Origin of the sequence: Actinomadura sp. KC06, assembly GCF_004348735.1 — a bacterium.
Classification (GTDB): Bacteria; Actinomycetota; Actinomycetes; order Streptosporangiales; family Streptosporangiaceae; genus Spirillospora.
This window is the reverse complement of the sequence record NZ_SMKT01000015.1, coordinates 45,388-61,763: the sequence shown is the minus strand read 5'-3', so window position 1 is coordinate 61,763 and position 16,376 is coordinate 45,388. Positions and strand designations below refer to the sequence as shown.

At 72.7% G+C, this 16,376-nt stretch carries 17 protein-coding genes; 15 read left to right on the top strand and 2 right to left on the bottom strand.

Annotated elements, in window-relative coordinates; translation table 11 throughout:
* The first annotated feature begins 99 nt into the window (after positions 1 to 99).
* The 8 genes from E1287_RS07900 (at position 100) to E1287_RS07865 (ending at position 7,651) form a co-directional block, all read left to right on the top strand.
* Positions 100 to 480 (top strand): hypothetical protein, encoded by a 381-nt coding sequence (locus tag E1287_RS07900; protein ID WP_131964177.1) that lies wholly within the window; start codon positions 100 to 102, stop codon positions 478 to 480.
* A 160-nt stretch (positions 481 to 640) separates the two neighbouring features.
* Positions 641 to 1,642, top strand: coding sequence for a ketoacyl-ACP synthase III (locus E1287_RS07895; protein WP_131964176.1), 1,002 nt, complete (start codon positions 641 to 643; stop codon positions 1,640 to 1,642).
* Positions 1,643 to 1,644: 2 nt separating this feature from the next.
* Positions 1,645 to 2,397 carry a glycosyltransferase family A protein gene (locus E1287_RS07890; RefSeq protein WP_131964175.1) on the top strand — a complete coding sequence of 251 codons (753 nt, stop codon included), beginning with the start codon at positions 1,645 to 1,647 and terminating at the stop codon, positions 2,395 to 2,397.
* Positions 2,394 to 3,563: a cytochrome P450 gene (locus E1287_RS07885; RefSeq protein ID WP_131964174.1), complete on the top strand. Its 1,170-nt coding sequence runs from the start codon at positions 2,394 to 2,396 to the stop codon at positions 3,561 to 3,563. Before E1287_RS07890 ends, E1287_RS07885 begins: the two co-directional genes overlap by 4 nt.
* The gene (locus tag E1287_RS07880) at positions 3,560 to 5,074 is read left to right on the top strand and encodes a class I adenylate-forming enzyme family protein (RefSeq protein WP_131964173.1); all 1,515 of its coding nucleotides are present in this window, start codon (positions 3,560 to 3,562) and stop codon (positions 5,072 to 5,074) included. The genes E1287_RS07885 and E1287_RS07880 overlap by 4 nt, the downstream gene beginning before the upstream one ends.
* The gene (locus E1287_RS07875) at positions 5,071 to 5,988 is read left to right on the top strand and encodes an NAD(P)-dependent oxidoreductase (RefSeq protein ID WP_131964172.1); all 918 of its coding nucleotides are present in this window, start codon (positions 5,071 to 5,073) and stop codon (positions 5,986 to 5,988) included. Before E1287_RS07880 ends, E1287_RS07875 begins: the two co-directional genes overlap by 4 nt.
* A gap of 49 nt (positions 5,989 to 6,037) precedes the next feature.
* The gene (locus tag E1287_RS07870) at positions 6,038 to 6,760 is read left to right on the top strand and encodes a Clp protease N-terminal domain-containing protein (protein ID WP_131964171.1); all 723 of its coding nucleotides are present in this window, start codon (positions 6,038 to 6,040) and stop codon (positions 6,758 to 6,760) included.
* A 30-nt stretch (positions 6,761 to 6,790) separates the two neighbouring features.
* Positions 6,791 to 7,651: an alpha/beta hydrolase gene (locus tag E1287_RS07865; protein WP_131964170.1), complete on the top strand. Its 861-nt coding sequence runs from the start codon at positions 6,791 to 6,793 to the stop codon at positions 7,649 to 7,651.
* Positions 7,652 to 7,667: 16 nt separating this feature from the next.
* Here E1287_RS07865 and E1287_RS07860 read toward each other — a convergent pair whose 3' ends face one another.
* Entirely contained in the window at positions 7,668 to 8,072 is a 405-nt protein-coding gene (locus E1287_RS07860) for a hypothetical protein (RefSeq protein WP_131964169.1), read from the bottom strand.
* 14 nt (positions 8,073 to 8,086) lie between these two features.
* The gene (locus E1287_RS07855; protein WP_207934075.1) at positions 8,087 to 9,595 is read right to left on the bottom strand and encodes a PucR family transcriptional regulator ligand-binding domain-containing protein; all 1,509 of its coding nucleotides are present in this window, start codon (positions 9,593 to 9,595) and stop codon (positions 8,087 to 8,089) included.
* Between the two features lie 111 nt (positions 9,596 to 9,706).
* Here E1287_RS07855 and uraD point away from each other — a divergent pair, with 111 nt between their 5' ends.
* The 7 genes from uraD to pucD are packed head-to-tail and all read left to right on the top strand — an operon-like array spanning position 9,707 to position 16,376.
* Positions 9,707 to 10,162 (top strand): 2-oxo-4-hydroxy-4-carboxy-5-ureidoimidazoline decarboxylase, encoded by a 456-nt coding sequence (gene uraD, locus E1287_RS07850; protein WP_243718728.1) that lies wholly within the window; start codon positions 9,707 to 9,709, stop codon positions 10,160 to 10,162.
* Entirely contained in the window at positions 10,156 to 10,476 is a 321-nt protein-coding gene (gene uraH, locus E1287_RS07845; RefSeq protein WP_207934078.1) for a hydroxyisourate hydrolase, read from the top strand. The genes uraD and uraH overlap by 7 nt, the downstream gene beginning before the upstream one ends.
* A gap of 4 nt (positions 10,477 to 10,480) precedes the next feature.
* On the top strand, positions 10,481 to 11,350 hold the full coding sequence (gene pucL, locus E1287_RS07840; protein WP_131964166.1) for a factor-independent urate hydroxylase: 870 nt from the start codon (positions 10,481 to 10,483) through the stop codon (positions 11,348 to 11,350).
* Between the two features lie 13 nt (positions 11,351 to 11,363).
* Positions 11,364 to 12,242 (top strand): FAD binding domain-containing protein, encoded by an 879-nt coding sequence (locus E1287_RS07835; protein ID WP_131964165.1) that lies wholly within the window; start codon positions 11,364 to 11,366, stop codon positions 12,240 to 12,242.
* Entirely contained in the window at positions 12,242 to 12,727 is a 486-nt protein-coding gene (locus E1287_RS07830) for a (2Fe-2S)-binding protein (RefSeq protein ID WP_131964164.1), read from the top strand. Before E1287_RS07835 ends, E1287_RS07830 begins: the two co-directional genes overlap by 1 nt.
* The gene (locus E1287_RS07825) at positions 12,724 to 14,067 is read left to right on the top strand and encodes an 8-oxoguanine deaminase (protein ID WP_207934074.1); all 1,344 of its coding nucleotides are present in this window, start codon (positions 12,724 to 12,726) and stop codon (positions 14,065 to 14,067) included. The genes E1287_RS07830 and E1287_RS07825 overlap by 4 nt, the downstream gene beginning before the upstream one ends.
* On the top strand, positions 14,067 to 16,376 hold the full coding sequence (gene pucD, locus E1287_RS07820; protein WP_131964163.1) for a xanthine dehydrogenase subunit D: 2,310 nt from the start codon (positions 14,067 to 14,069) through the stop codon (positions 16,374 to 16,376). Before E1287_RS07825 ends, pucD begins: the two co-directional genes overlap by 1 nt.

The window sequence follows — 16,376 nt, the reverse complement described above, 5'->3', positions numbered from 1 at the left end:
ATCAGGACCCGGCCGGAACGGCCTCGGGCGGCAGGACGGTCCCGCGCCGGCGTCGACTAGCCTGGGAGCCGACCGCCGCCCCCCGCGCCGGAGATCCTCATGGCCGCAGACTTCGACGAGCCCGTGTTCGACGAGAACTTCGTCAGGAGCGCAACGTTCACCGAGCCGTCCGCGAGCGAGCGGGCCCGCGCGCCCGGCAAGCGCGAGCGGCGGCGCGACCGGCGGGCCGCGCGCCGCGCCGCGCGCTCCGGCGGCCTCCGGTTCCGGCGGCGGCGCCGCCGCGACCCGAGCCATCGCATGGCGGTGGTCCAGGTCCTCGCGGGCATCCTCGTGCTGTTCGCGATCTCGTTCGCGCTCTGGTGGTGGAACTCCGGGTCCAGGAACACCGAGGAGCCGGTGCAGCCGGTCGTCCCGACCGTGACGAACTCCCCGGCGCCCGCGCCGACGACCGCCGCCCCGACCACGATCCCCGAGGTCTAGCGGGCGGTATCGCTCATCCGGGGTGAGCGGCGGTACTCATCCCGACCCTGGGTACAACGCTCATCCTTGGTTCCGTAGGGCCGCCCTGTCCGGGAGCGTCCGGGACCGGCGACGCTGGCGGTTCCACGGAACACGAGGAACCCCGGGGGGACCCCAGGCCATGAGAGCCCGCATCACCGCCGTCGCGGCGCACCTGCCCGGCCGGACGGTCACCAGCGCCGAGGTGGAGGCGCGCGTCGCGGCCGAGAGCGGCGGTTACCGCCCGCCTTCCACGATCGTCCGGCGGCTGACCGGAATCCGGACCCGGCACGTCATGGGGGACGAGGAGCAGGCGTCCGACCTGGCGGTCGCCGCCGCCCGCCACGTGCTCGCCGAGCGCGGGACGCACCCCGCCGGGCTAGACCTGCTGATCTTCGGATCGGCGTCGCAGGACCTGATCGAGCCCGCCACCGCGCACATCGTCGCCGCGAAGCTCGGCGCGTCCTGCCCGGTCTTCGACGTCAAGAACGCGTGCAACAGCTTCCTGAACGCGCTGCAGATGGCGGACGCGCTGATCCGCACAGGGCAGCACGAGCGGGTCCTGGTCTGCACGGGCGAGAGCCCGTCCCGCGCGATCCGCTGGAAGGTGCGCGACCGCGCCCAGTTCGCGGACGCCTTCGCCGGCTACACCCTGTCCGACGGCGGCGCCGCGATGCTCGTCGAGGCGGCCCCGGACGGCGGGATCTTCTACCGCGACTTCGCCGCCGTCTCCGCCGCCTGGCGGATCGGGACGCTCCCGGCGGGCGGCTCGATGCATCCCCGCGACCCCGAGTTCACCTACTTCAGCGGGGACGGGCGGCGGCTCAAGGACGCGTTCGTCGCGGGAGGCGCGGAACTCTTCAGCACCGCACTGCAGAAGACGGGCCTGACCTGGGACGACTTCGCGGTCGTCGCCGTCCACCAGGTGACCGTGCCGTATCTGGAGGTGCTGCGCTCGACCCTTGGCATTCCGGCCGATCGCCTTGTCGTGACGCTGCCCGAGCACGGGAACGCCGCGTCCGCGAGCCTGCCGTTGCAGCTCGCCACCGCGATCGCCGAAGGGCGCTGCGCGCCCGGCGACCGCGTCGCGCTGATCGGCCTGGCGGGCGGCATCAGCCTCGGCGTCATGTTCGCGGAGCTGTGACCATGAGACTCTGGGTCGTCATCCCCGCCTACGACGAGGAACGCTCGATCGGCGCGACGCTGCGCCGCCTCGCCGAGCAGACCGACCTCGGGTTCACGCTCGCCGTCGTCGACAACGGCAGCACGGACGGGACGGCGCAGGTCGTCAAGGAGTTCGCGGCCGGGAACGGCGCGTTCGACGTCCGGATCGTCCGCGAACCGGAGAAGGGGACGGGCGCCGCCGCCGACACCGGCGTCCGGCACGCCATCGCCGCCGGGGCCACGCACGTCGCCCGCACCGACGCCGACTGCCTCCCGCACCACGGCTGGGTCGCGGCGGTGAGGCGCGCGTTCGGCGACGGCCTGGAGCTGGTGTCCGGGCCGCTGCTGCCGCGCACCGACGAGTTCCCGCTGAAGTTCTGGGAGCGCCGCCTGCTGCCCGCCGTCATCGATCTCGCCGCGCTGTTCGGACGCTTCAGGCCCGGCAACCAGGACCCGCTCTACCTCGGCCCGTACGTGATGATGCCGGGCTGCAACCTTGCCATCACCGCCGACCTGTACGAGCGGGCGGGCGGCTTCCCGCGCAGTCGCATCGAGGACGTCCACGAGGACCGCGCGCTCGTCAACCGCGTCCGCCGCGTCAGCGGGGCGTACGGGCTGCGCAAGGACGTCGTCGTCTACGGGTCGGTCCGCCGCCTGCGGGCGTACGGCCTGGTCAGGACGCTGGGCTGGTACGCCGACCACCGATACCGGCCGCCCGTGGTGGACGTCCGGTGAAGGTCCGCGACTGGGAACGGCGCCTCTATGTGACGGCGCATCCGTTCGCGTATCCGCTGCTGTGCGCCGCGGCTCGGCGCGGGCCGGTCGTGCGCGTGCCGGGAGTCGGTGTGGTGGTGAACGACGCGTCGCTGGCCCGCGGGATCCTGATGGACGGCGAGACGTTCCGGAAGGACGGCCCCGGATCTCCGGGCGAGCTGTGGACGCCGGTCCTGGGGCCTTCTGTGCTGCTCAACATGGAGGGGGAGGCGCACCGGGTACTGCGCCGGCGGCTGGCCGATCTGTTCGTGCCGTCCTATACCGAGGCGTTGTGCGCGCGGGTGCTGGACGAGCCCTTGGCGCGGCTCACCGGCCGTCTCCGGGACGGCGCGACCGTCGACCTGGTGGACGCGGCCCGCGTGCTGGCCGGAGCGGTGATCGGCGAGGTCATCGGCCTGGAGACCAGGACCGAATCGGCCTACCGCGATCTGTTCGAGCAGGGTGAGCGCATCGTCTCGATGGTCTCGCTGCGGACGCGGCGGCTGTCCCCGTCCCAGGTACGGCGGGCCCGGGCCGTGCTCGATCCGCTGGGCGACATCGCCGCCAAGGCGTACGCGGCGGGGGACGAGTCCACGGTCATGGGACGGATGCGGACGCTCGGCCTCTCGGAGGACGAGGCGCGGGGAGCCGCCGGGGCGTTCTTCCTGACCGGCACCGAGACGGTCGCGACGCTCCTGCCGCGCCTGATCGCCCTCCTCGCCGACCACGGGCAGCTCGCACGCGTCGCCGCCGGCGGCGCGGCGATGCTCGACCGGGCCGTCGACGAGGCCATGCGGGTGACGACGCCGACACCGGTCATGTTGCGGAGCGTGCACCGCGCGGTGGCGGTCGGGGGCGTCGCGGTGCGGCCGGGGGACCGGATCCTGATCGCGACGCACAACTGCTGCCGCGCCCTCGGGCCGTTCGATCTCGACCGTCCGCACCCGCCCGAGCTGCGGCGGCTGTGGTTCGGCGCGGGGCCGCACTTCTGCCTCGGATATCCGCTGGCCACGGCACAGATCCGGCTGGTCGCCCGGACGCTCCTCGCCGCCGGGCCGCTCACGGTCACGCGCCGCGCCGCCGCCCGGGGCGTCCTGATTCCGACGTATCGGCATCTCGCCGTCCGTGCGGGAAGGGGAACGGGGTGACTCTCGTCCGATGCCTGCTGGACCAGGCGGCCCGGACGCCCGGCGGCGTCGCGCTCGTCTCGGGGGACGGCGCGGAACTCACCTACGGCGAGCTGCGGCGGCAGGTGCTCGCCGTCCGCCGCGGGCTGCTCGCCGCCGGGCTGGCGTCCGGTGACGGGGTGCTGTTCTCCGTCCGGCCCTCGCCGGAGTCGCTCGTGCTGGCGCTGGGCGTGGTCGCGGCCGGCGGAGTAGTGGTGTTCGCCGATCCCGGGGCCGGTCCCGAGATGTTCACCGCGCGGCTGAGGCTGGCGCGCCCGCGCTGGTCGGCGGCGGAATCCGTCCTGTACGCGGGCAGCCGCCTGCGGCCTGTCCGGGCGTACGCGCGGCGGCGCGGGCTGCTGCTGCCGAACTTCGCGGACCTGCAGGTTCCGGGCGAGGGCCCGATGCGGCACATCCACGTCGGCCGCCGGTTGCCGGGCGTGCCGCGAGGCTCGCTGCCGTTCCAGCGCCTCGTGGGCGGCGACGCGCCCGAGCCCGCCTCCGACGGCGATCCGGACGCGCCGGCCGCGGTGATCTTCACGTCCGGGACGACGTCGGACCCGCGCGCCGTCGTGCACACCCAGGCGTCGCTGGCGGCGGCGCTCGACCTGTTCCGGACGCGGATGCCGCTCGGCCCGGGCGACGTCGTCCACACCGACCAGCTCATGATCGGGCTGCCCGCGCTGGTGGCCGGGGCGCGCTGGTCGATGCCGCCGCTGTCGCGCACCCCCGCCGACGACGCCCGGCTGATGCGGGAACGGGAGGCCACGCACGCGTTCTGCGTTCCCGTCCACCTGGCCGAGATCCTGGACGCTTCGCCGGACCTGCCGCCGACGCTGCGGTACGTGCTGCTCGGCGCCGCGCCCGCACCGGCCGCGATCCTCCGGCGGGCCGTCGCGGCGGCGCCGTCCGCCGAGGTCCTGTCCGTCTACGCGATGACGGAGATCCTGCCGGTGGCGATCGCGTCGGCGGAGGAGAAACTCGCCCACGCCGCCCGCACCGCGCCCGGCGATCTTCTCGGACGGCCGCTGCCCGGCGTCGCCGCCCGGCTGGCCGGCGACGGCGAGCTGCTGCTGTCCGGCCCGAACCTGTGCCGCGGATACCTCGGCGCCGAGCCCGTCTCCGAACTGCCGACCGGCGACCTCGCGCGGTTCGACGACGGCCGCCTCATCCTCATGGGACGCAAGAAGGACATGCTGATCCGGGGCAAGTTCAACCTTTATCCAGGGCTGTACGAGCCGTCGATCGCCGCGCTTCCCGGCGTGGCGGAGGCCGCGATCGTGGGCGTGCCCGACGCCGCCACCGGGGACGAGGAGGTGGTGCTGGCGGTCGTCGGTCCAGATGATCTTCCGGGACGGCTCCGGCGCAGCCTCCCCGACGTCATCGATCACGACGCGCTGCCGGACCGCATCGTCGTCCTGGACGAGCTGCCGCGCTCCGGCCGGACGCGCAAGCTCGACCGCGACCGCCTCCGCGACCTGGTGACCGAATGAAGATCGCGGTGACGGGCGCGTCCGGCTTCGTCGGCGGCGCGGTCTGCAGGACGCTCGCGGCAGAGGGCGTCACGACGTTCGCGTACGGCCGCCGTCCGGATCCCGGCGACCTCGGCGGCGCGGCCTACCGGTCATGGGACCTCGCCCGCGGCGCGCTCGCGGACGCCCCCGGCGTCGACGCGGTGATCCACTGCGCCGGGAGCGCCACCGATTGGGGCCCGGCCGCGGGCCTGTTCGCCGCCAACCTCACCGGAACCCGCAACGCCCTCGCGAGCTTTCCCGGCGCGAGGTTCGTGCACGTCAGCACGGCCAGCGTGTACGACCCGTTCCGTCCGAGCGTGATGGCCACCGAGGACGAGGCGCCCGTCCGCCGCTACCTGAACGCCTACGGCGCGTCCAAGGCCGCCGCCGAACGGGCCGTGCCCCGCGACGCGATCATTCTGCGTCCCCACGCGGTCTACGGGCCCGGCGACGCGACGCTGCTGCCGCGCGTGCTGTCGGCCGTGCGCGGCCCGGTCCTCCCGGCCGCCGGGACGGGACGGCAGCGCGTCAGCCTGACCTCGATCGGCAACCTCGTCCGGGCCTGCGTGCTCGCCGCGACCGGACCCGTCGCCGCGGGCGTGTTCAACATCGCGGACGCGGCCCCGATCACGATCGACGGCGCGCTGCGCGGGATCCTCCGCGAACGGGGCGTCCGGGCGAGGCCCGTGTACGTCCCCGCCGCCGCCGCGCGTCCGCTCGCCGCCGTCGCCGAAGGCGCGTTCCTGCTGGCCCGGAGCCCACGGCCACCGCGCGTCACCCGCTACGCGATCAGCCACCTGGCCGTCGAGCGGACCCTCGACATCACCGCCGCCCGTACCGTCCTCGGCTACGACCCGCACGAGACGACGTTCACCGGCGCCGCCTCCTGGTGATCGTCAACCACAGGTTGACGCACGGCGATCGTCAACCTATGGTTGACGCATGACCGAACCCGTGCAGCCGACCGGTCAGGTCCGCCTCGACGACCTGATCAACGCCATCAAGAAGGTCCATACCGACGCCCTCGAACAGCTGTCCAGCGCCGTCGTCGCCGCCGAGCACCTCGGCGAGGTCGCCGACCATCTCATCGGCCACTTCGTCGACCAGGCCAGGCGCTCCGGCGCGTCCTGGACGGACATCGGCAAGAGCATGGGCGTCAGCAAGCAGGCGGCGCAGAAGCGCTTCGTGCCGAAGGGGCAGGGCGACCTCGACCCGTCCCAGGGCTTCTCCCGGTTCACCGCGCGGGCCCGCGACGTCGTCATGGCGTCGATGAACGAGGCCAAGGCGGCGGGCAACGACCAGATCCGGCCCGTGCACATCGTGCTCGGCCTGCTGTCGGAGCCGAAGGCGCTCGCCGCCAAGGCGATCCTCGCGCAGGGCGTCCTGCTCGACGACGTCCGCCAGGCCGCCACCGCCGCGCTTCCGCCGGAGGCGGACGACGTCCCCGACCTCATCCCGTACGACGCGGACGCGAAGAAGGCGATGGAGCTGACGTTCCGCGAGGCCCTCCGCCTCGGGCACAACTACATCGGCACCGAGCACATGCTCCTCGCCCTCCTGGAGTTCGAGGACGGATCCGGCGTCCTCTCCGATCTCGGCATCGACAAGGCCGCCGCCGAGGCGAACATCACCGAGGCCCTGAACGCCATGGCCAAGCAGGGATGAGTTTCGGACGCCCGGGCAGTCCAACCCATCATGGAGAAATTCATCAAGGCCAACGGGGTGGAACTGTGCGCCGAGACGTTCGGCGATCCGGGTGACGCGCCCGTCCTGCTGATCGGCAACACGATGCTCACCTGGCCCGACGACCTCTGCGGGCGCGTCGCCGCGCTGCGGAGGTTCGTCGTCCGGTACGACCTGCGCGACACCGGCCGGTCCACGTTCGCCGACCCCGAGGCCCCCGCCTACACGCTGCGCGACCTGGTGGCGGACGCCGCCGGGGTGCTCGACGCCCACGACCTGCCGTCCGCGCACGTCGTGGGCTTCGGCGTCGGCGGCTGGATCGCGCAGCTCCTCGCCCTCGACCACCCCGCCCGCGTCACCACGCTCACGCTGATCGCCACCAGGCCCACCGCGCCCGGCCCTAACGACGCCGACCTGCCCGAGCACGCACCCGAGCTGATGGCGCACTTCATGAACCCGCCCGAGGTCGACTGGACGGACCGCGCCTCCGTGGTCGCCTTCATGATCGAGAGCGCCCGCCATCTTTCCGGCAAGTTCTTCGATGAGGACGAGGCGCGCGAGGACATCGAACGGATCTACGACCGGACGCCCGCAACACCCGACCCGGGCAAGGCCCACCGCGCCAATCAGATGGCGACCGTCTTCGCCGCCCTCGACAGCAAACCCCGCTGGCGAGAGCGCCTGGGCGGCATCTCCGCGCCGACCCTCGTGATCCATGGCGAGGACGACGCGTTCTTCCCGCTCGGCAACGGCGAGGCGCTGGCGGCCGAAATTCCCGGTGCCGAATTGCTGACCGTCTCCGGGATGGGCAATGAACTTCCACGGCGGACGTGGGACGAAGTCGTCCCGGCCATCCTGCGCCACACGTCCTGAAACCCCGTGGGTGTGGTCAGCCGCCGTAATGGTCGTGGGCGTCGAATTCGCCGAAGTCGTCCTGAAGCCAGCCCATGTCGCGCCACGTACCCGAGCCGTCGAAGGGGCCTTCGTAGACGATTCCCAAGTAGCTGCCGGGCTGGTCGTCCAGCCGCAGGCGGCGACCCCGGCTGTACAGGAACAGCGACACGCTGATGTCCGGCTTTCCCTCGAAGTACTGCATACCGAGCACCCCCTCCCACGCCATCTGGAGGGTTGACCCGGACGGCTCCGGACCTCGGACGAGGCAGGAGAACCCGTCCTCGATCTGGGACGAGCCCACCACGGTCACCCGCTGGCCGAGGTGGGCGCCGAGGCTCGCGGCGAGGGCGTCGATCGCCGCGCTCCACCGTCCGGACGGCCGGTCGTCTACACGACTCATGGATTCGTCCGCACCTATCCGAGCCGAAGGGCGAGGAAGAAGTCGACCTGGTCCTCAAGTCGCGACAGGTCGCGGCCGGTCAGATCCTGGACGCGCTGAATGCGATAGCGCACCGAATTGACGTGCAAATGGAGCTCGTCGGCGGCGCGCGTCCAAGACCCGGAATGCCGCAGGAACGTCTCCAGCGTCCGGACGAGGTCGGCGCCGTGCACCTTGTCATAAGCATGCAGCGGATCCAGGAGACGCACTCTGAACATCTCCCGGACGTCATCGGGAACGCTGGCCAGCAGCAGGACATGAGTGGCGAGCTCGTCGTGCCGGACGACGCACACGGGAGAAGAACGGGTGGCCGCGAGCCGGCGCGCCTGGCGGGCCTCTTCGACGATGCCGCGCAGGTCCGGCGCCTCGGCGATGCCGCTGACTCCGACCGCGGCACCGCCGCCCGCGAGGCCCGGAGCCAGGGCGTTCAGCGCGTCCTCGATCGCACCGGCGACATCGTCGCCGGCCGGCGCCGGGACCAGGGCGATGACCTCGTCGTCCACCAGGCCGACCATCGGCCGCGCACCCGCAAGGATCTCGGCGAGGACGGTGCGCAGCTCGCCCGCGTCCGTCCCGTCCCGTCCCGAAGCGGCGACCGCGGCCACGGGGACTCCGGCGGCCAACCCGGATCGCTCCAGCTCACCGGCGTTTCCGAGCCCGCCGCCACCGGTCGCGACGGCGGTCACGATCTCCTGGGCGCGGCGGCCCTCGTCGCTCAGCCGGTCGTCCAGCCGAGCCCGCTCAAGCGCGACGATGGCGGCGAGTTCGCCCGTGAGGGCGCGGCGCTCCGCGGGCCAGTCGGCGAAGTCGCCCTCGCACGCGATGAACCAGCCGGCCGCCCGGCTCCGGGCCCCCTCGCCGACCGGGAAGATCGACGCGTCGAGACCGGCCGCGTACTCGGGCAGGCGGGGCGCGCGGAGGAAGGCCCCGGCCAGCCGGGCGGCGTCGGCGTCGGGCAGCCGCGGACCGGCGACGAGCCGCCCGGTGGCGGTCAGGACGTGGCAGCGCATGCCGAGGTCGCGTCCGACCAGGTCGAGGACGGCGCCGAGCCCGGTGCCCTCGACGAGTCGGCGGTGCCGGTCCAGGACGGCGGTCAGATCGGCGGCGCGGGCGCCGGACAGATGCCGGACGACCTCCTCGGTGACCGTCGCGAACGCCACGTCCTCCGGGACCTTGAACAGCGGGAGCCGGTGCCGGCGGCAGGCGTCGACGAGATCGTCCGGAATGGTGCCGAGGGCGAACTCCCCCGCCGCGAGGCCCGACACGCCGGCGTCGGCGAGGGCGCGGACGAAGGTCTCGGAGTCCGCGGGGCCCGACCGCCAGACGAGGCCGGTGAGGATCAGTTCCCGTCCGCGCAGGTAGCGGCCGGGGTGGAGGAGGTCTGTGGTGACGACCCAGCGGATCGGCCGGTCCAGCCCGGCGTCATCCCCGACGACGACCTCAAGCCGCAGTTCGGGCATGGCGAGCAGGGCGCGCAGCTTCACATGTAGCAACCTACAAAGGGTCGCGGTCGAACGGCAGCACAGTTCGGACGTCCTGTCTCTCGACCACCGCACGGGCGGCTGTGTGTACTGCATGCAACGAGGGAGGCGCGGGTGCTGTTCACGGAAGCGGACCTGTTCGAGTGCTGCGCGTCCCGCCGCTGGGTGAAGGCGGTCGCGGGACGGCGCTATCGCGACCTGACCGAGCTGCGCGAAGCCGGGGCCGCGGCGCTGGACGACCTCGATTGGCCCGACGTGGAGGAGGCCCTCGCCGCCCATCCCCGCATCGGCGACCGCGTGGGGGGCTGGTCGCGGGCCGAGCAGTCGGGCATGGACGGCGCGGCCCCGGACGTGCGTGCCGCCCTCATCGAGGGGAACCGAGCCTATGAGGACCGCTTCGGCCACGTGTTCCTGATCTGCGCGACGGGACGCACCGCCGCGGAGATGCTCGGCGACCTCCGGGATCGCCTGGGCAACGACGCCGAGGCCGAGCGGGCCGTCGTCCGGAGGGAGCTCGCGAAGATCGTGGATCTTCGTCTGACCAGGCTGGCGGGGGAGCGGAGATCGTGAGTCTTTCGACGCACGTGCTGGACGCGGCGAAGGGGCTGCCGGCGGCCGGGACGACCGTCCGGCTGGAGCGGCGCGACGCGGACGGCGGCGGCTGGACGACACTCGCCGCCGCCCGCACCGACGGCGACGGCCGGATCAAGGAGTGGGACACGGAGCTGAATACCGGAACGTACCGCCTGGTGTTCGACACGTCCGGCCTGTCGGACTTCTTCCCGGAGGTCGCCGTGGCGTTCACGATCACCGACCCCGGACGGCATCTGCACGTCCCGCTCCTGATCAGCCCGTTCGCCTACTCGACCTACCGAGGGAGCTAGCGACATGGGCATCGTGCTGGGCCCCAACCGCTACGGGAAGGCGGAAACGCGCGTCGTCCGCGTCACGCGCTCCGGCGGGCTGCATGGGATCAAGGACGTGAACGTCAGCGTCTCCCTCTCCGGTGCGATGGCCGACACGCACCTGACCGGCGACAACGCGGCCGTCCTGCCGACGGACAGCCAGAAGAACACCGTGTTCGCGTTCGCCAAGAAGCACGGCGTCGAGACGATCGAGGACTTCGGGCTCCTGCTCGCCCGCCATTTCGTGGACTCCCAGCCGACGATCAACCACGCCCGCGTGGAGATCCACGAGTACTCCTGGGATCGCATCGCGGGCGGGCATTCGTTCGTCCGGAACGGCGGTGAGATCCGGACGGCGCTGATCCACAGCGACGGCGACGGCGGCGCCGAATCCGTCGTCTCCGGGCTTCGAGACCTGGTCGTCCTGAACTCGACCGGCAGCGAATTCCACGGATTCATCCAGGACGAGTACACGACGCTCGCCCCGACCGACGACCGCGTCCTCGCGACCGCCGTCACCGCCCGATGGCGCCACCGCGGCACCGAAACCGGCGACTGGGACGACTCTTACCGCGCGGCCCGCCACCACATGCTGCACGCGTTCGCCGAAACGCACAGCCTGTCGCTCCAGCAGACGCTGTTCCAGATGGGCCGCCGGGTACTGGACGAACGAGACGAGCTTTGCGAGATACGGCTGTCGATGCCCAACAAGCATCATTTCCTGGTCGATCTGGAGCCGTTCGGAATGGACAACGACAACGAGGTGTACTTCGCGGCGGACCGCCCGTACGGGCTGATCGAGGGCACCGTCCTCAACGACGACGCGCCGCACGCGGCGTCCGCCTGGGAGTAGGGAACTGAGAGCGATGGAATTCCTGCGACCGGCGACGTTGAGAGAAGCGCTCGACGCGAAGGCCGAACTTCCGGGCGCGCTGCCCCTTCAAGGCGGCACCGACGTCATGGTCGAGATCAACTTCGACGCGCGGAGGCCGGAGGCGCTGCTCGACCTGACGAGGGTCCGCGAGCTCGCCGAATGGGACATGGCGGACGGACGGCTCCGCGTGGGCGCCGCCGTCCCGTACACCCGCCTGATCACGGAGCTCGGCGCGCGCCTGCCCGGCCTGGCCCAGGCGTCCCGGACGGTGGGCTCGCCGCAGATCCGCAACCGCGGCACGGTCGGCGGCAACCTCGGCGCCGCGTCGCCCGCCGGGGACGGCCATCCGCCGCTGCTCGCCGCCGGCGCGGTGATCGAGGCGGAGTCGGCGGCGCGCGGCGTCCGGATGATCCCGGTCGCGGAGTTCTTCACCGGCGTGAAGCGGAGTGCCCTCGAACCGGACGAGCTGATCCGCGCGTTCTGGACGGCGCCCGCGTCCGGCCCGCAGTACTTCGCCAAGATCGGCACCCGGAACGCGATGGTGATCGCCGTGTGCTCGTTCGCGATCGCGCTGCATCCGGCGGAGCGCCGCGTCGGCACGGGCCTCGGCTCAGCCGCGCCGACACCGCTCCGCGCCCCGGCCGCCGAGGAATTCATCGGACAGGAACTGGACTGGGACGGCCGTGGCCCGCTCCGGGAATCGGCGGCGCGCCGGTTCGGAGCGCTGGTCGCCGACGCGGCGTCGCCGATCGACGACGTCCGCGGGACGGGCGACTACCGCAGGCACGCCCTCTCGGTGCTGGCCCGCCGCACCCTGGCCTGGGCCTGGAACGACCACATGGCCGCGACCACCGGAAGGGAGGCTTCGTGATGCGCGTGAACGTCACGGTCAACGGCTCGCACGAGGTCGTGGACGACGTGTGGGAGGGCGAGAGCCTGCTCTACATGCTGCGCGAGCGGATGGGCCTGCCGGGCTCCAAGAACGCCTGTGAGCAGGGCGAATGCGGCTCCTGCACCGTCTATCTCGACGGTGTTCCGGCCTGCGCGTGCCTGGTCGCGGCCGGCCAGGCGGAGGGACGGGACGTCCGCACGGTCGAGGGCCTGGCGGAGGGTCCGCCTGGCGACGAGCGGCTCGACGTCGTCCAGGAGGCGTTCCTGGAGGCGGGGGCCGTCCAGTGCGGGTTCTGCACGCCGGGGCTGATCGTCCAGGCGCACGACCTGATCGAACGGAACCCCGCTCCGGCCGACGCCGAGATCCGCGAGGCCCTCGCGGGCAACCTGTGCCGCTGCACCGGCTACGAGAAGATCCTGGACGCGGTGCGCCTGGCGGCGGAGCGGAAGGCGGCCGCGCGATGATCATCGAGAACGCGCACGTCGTCACCGTCTCCGGCGACGAGTACGCGAACGGCCACATCGTCATCGACGGCGACCGGATCACGGCCGTCGGCCCTGGCAAGGCACCCGCGCAGGACGGCGAGAGGATCGACGGCGGCGGATGCCTCGCCACCCCCGGCCTGATCAACACACACCACCACCTCTACCAGTGGGCGAGCCAGGGCATGGCCGTCGACAGCACCCTGTTCGAGTGGCTGACGACGCTCTACAAGCCGTGGTCGAAGATGGACGCCGAGGTCGTGGCCGGTGCGGCGAGCGCGGGCCTCGGCTGGCTCGCCAAGTCGGGCTGCACCACGTCCACCGACCACCACTACCTGTTCCCGAAGGGGCGCGGCGACCTGTTCGCCGCGGAGGTCGAGGCGGCGCGGGAGATCGGCGTCCGGTTCCACCCGTGCCGCGGCTCGATGGACCGGGGCGAGTCGCAGGGCGGCCTGCCGCCGGACGAGGTGGTCGAGGACATCGACACGATCCTCGCCGAGACCGAGGCCGCGATCGACCGGAACCACGACCCGTCGCCCGGCTCCATGCTGCGCGTGGCCGTCGCGCCCTGCTCCCCGTTCACCGTCACCAAAGAGCTGATGCTGAGATCGGCGGAACTGGCGCGCGGCAAAGGGGTGAGGCTCCACACCCACCTGGCGGAGACGCTGGACGAGGAGGAGCACACGAGAGAGCAGTTCGGCATGACCCCGGCCGAGTACATGGAATCGATCGGCTGGCTCGGCCCGGACGTGTGGCTCGCGCACTGCGTCCACCTGCACGACGCCGACGTCAAGCGGCTCGCCGAGACCCGCACCGGCACGGCGCACTGCCCCAGCTCAAACGCCCGCCTCGGCGCCGGGATCGCCCGCGTGTCGCACCTGCTCGCGGAGGGCGCGGCGGTCGGCCTGGGCGTGGACGGGCCGGCGTCGGCGGAGCTCGTCCCGCTGGCCGGGGAGCTGCGCCAGGCGATCTACCTGCAGCGCGCCCGGTACGGGCCGACCTCGCTGACCGCCCGGCAGGCGCTGGAGATGGCGACGCTCGGCGGGGCCCGCTGCCTCGGCCGCGACGACGAGCTCGGCACCCTCGAACCGGGCAAGCTCGCCGACATCGCGCTGTGGCGGGTGGACGGTTTCCACGCCGCCGTCGACGACCCGGTCGTCGCGTTCGCGTTCGGGCGGACGCCGCCGCTGCAGCGCCTCCTCGTCGGCGGGCGGACGGTCGTCGACGACGACATGCTCGTCACCGTCCCGCAGGACGAGGCCGCACGCCGCGGCGCCGCCGCCCATCGCCGCCTGATGAAGCTCGCGGAGGAGGTGCTCTGATGGCGTCCCCAGTGAAGAGCCCGGGGCATGTGGCGGCTCCCGGATTGGGCGGCGTGGGGGAGAGCCCGCTCCGCCCGGACGGGACCCTCAAGGTCGCCGGCGAGTTCGCGTACGCGTCCGACCTGTGGATGGACGGGATGCTGTGGGGCGCGACGCTCCGCAGCCCGCACCCCCGGGCGCTGATCAGGTCGATCGACATCGGCCCGGCGCTCGCGCTGCCCGGCGTCCGCGCCGTCCTCACCCACGAGGACGTCCCGGGCCGGAAGATGTTCGGCATCGACCACGTCGAGGACCAGCCCGTCCTGGCGATCGACCAGGTCAGGCACCAGGGCGAGCCGGTCGCGCTGGTGGCCGCCGACCACCCCGAGACGGCCCGCCGCGCGATGGAGAAGATCGTCGTCGGGTACGAGGTACTGGAGCCGATCACCGACCCGCGCGCCGTGATCGCCGACCCGGAGGGCCTGAAGGTCCAGGACCTCGGCGGCATCACCCGGCACCAGCCCGTCCGCGTCGGAGACGTGGACGCGGCGAAGGCCGGAGCCGAGGTCGTCGTCGCGGGCGAGTACGAGGTCGGCATCCAGGACCAGGCGTTCCTCGGGCCGGAGTCCGGGCTGGCGATACCGTCCGACGACGGCGGCGTCGACCTGTACGTGTCGACGCAGTGGATCCACAACGACGTCAAGCAGATCGCGCCGTGCCTCGGCCTCGCCGAGGAGCAGGTCCACATGACGCTCGCCGGGGTGGGCGGCGCGTTCGGCGGACGCGAAGACCTGTCGATGCAGATCCACGCCGCGATGCTGGCGCTGCACACCGGCAAGCCGGTGAAGATGTCCTACAACCGGTACGAGTCGTTCTTCGGGCACGTCCACCGGCATCCCGCGCTGATGCGGTACGAGTACGGCGCCACGGCGGACGGACGCCTCCTCTACGCCGACGTCGAGATCGTCCTGGACGGCGGCGCGTACACCTCGTCCACGAAGAACGTCGTCGGGAACGCGGCGTCCCTCGGCGTCGGCCCGTACGAGATCCCCAACATCAGGATCGACGCGTACGGCGTCTACACCAACAACCCGCCGTGCGGCGCGATGCGGGGGTTCGGGGCGGTCCAGGCGTGCTTCGCCTACGAGTCGATGATGGACAGGCTCGGCGCGGCCTGCGGGCTGGGCCCGGTCGAGATCCGCCGCCGCAACGCCGTCTCGCGCGGCTCGAAGCTCGCGACCGGGCAGGTCATCGAGTCCCCGGCGCCGCTCGCGGACATGCTGACCCGGCTGGAGGCGATGCCGCTGCCGCCACCGCTCGACCCGTCCGACCTGCGGAACCTGCCGGGCGGGGTGTCGCAGACGACGCACGGCGAGGGCGTCGTGCGGGGCGTCGGATACGGCGTCGGCATCAAGAACATCTGCTTCTCGGAGGGCTTCGACGACTACTCCACGGCCCGCGTCCGGCTGGAGGTCATCGGCGGCGAGGCGACCGCGCTCGTGCACACGGCTGCGGCGGAGGTCGGGCAGGGCCTCGTCACGATCCAGGCGCAGATCGCGCGGACGGAGCTGGGCGTCCAGCGGGTCACGATCGCGCCCGCCGACAACCGGGTGGGCGACGCGGGCTCGTCCAGCGCGTCCCGCCAGTCGTACATGTCGGGCGGCGCTGTGAAGGCGGCCTGCGAGGCGGTCCGCGCCGGGCTCCTCGCGCTCGCCGCCCGCCGCCTCGGCCGCGCCGACCTCGCGGTCGTCGGCGGGAAGATCGTCTCGCGGGCGGACGGCGTGCTCGGCACGGTCGAGGACGTCCTCGGCGACGCCGTGATCGAGGAGACCCGCGAGTACCACCACCGTCCCACCACCGCGATGGACCCGGTCACCGGGCAGGGGCGCAGCCACACGCAGCTCGCCCTGTGCGTCCACCGCGCCGTCGTGGACGTGGACGCCGACCTCGGGCTCGTCAAGGTGATCGAGCTGGCCGCCGTCCAGGACGTCGGCAAGATCATCAACCGGACGGGCGTCGAAGGGCAGATCCACGGCGGGTCCGCGCAGGGCCTCGGGCTCGCGGTGATGGAGGAGATCGTCGTGTCGGACGGCGTCGTCCGGAACCCGTCCTTCACCGACTACCTGATCCCCACGATCCTCGACATGCCGCCGATGCGGCTCGACATCCTGGAGAACCCCGATCCGGAGGCGCCCTACGGGCTGCGCGGGGCGGGCGAGCCGCCGACGCTGTCGTCCACGCCCGCGATCGTCGCCGCGATCCGCGCCGCGACGGGCCGGGCGCTGGCCCGCGTGCCCGTCCGGCCGGAGCACATCGTCCAGGGGGACTGA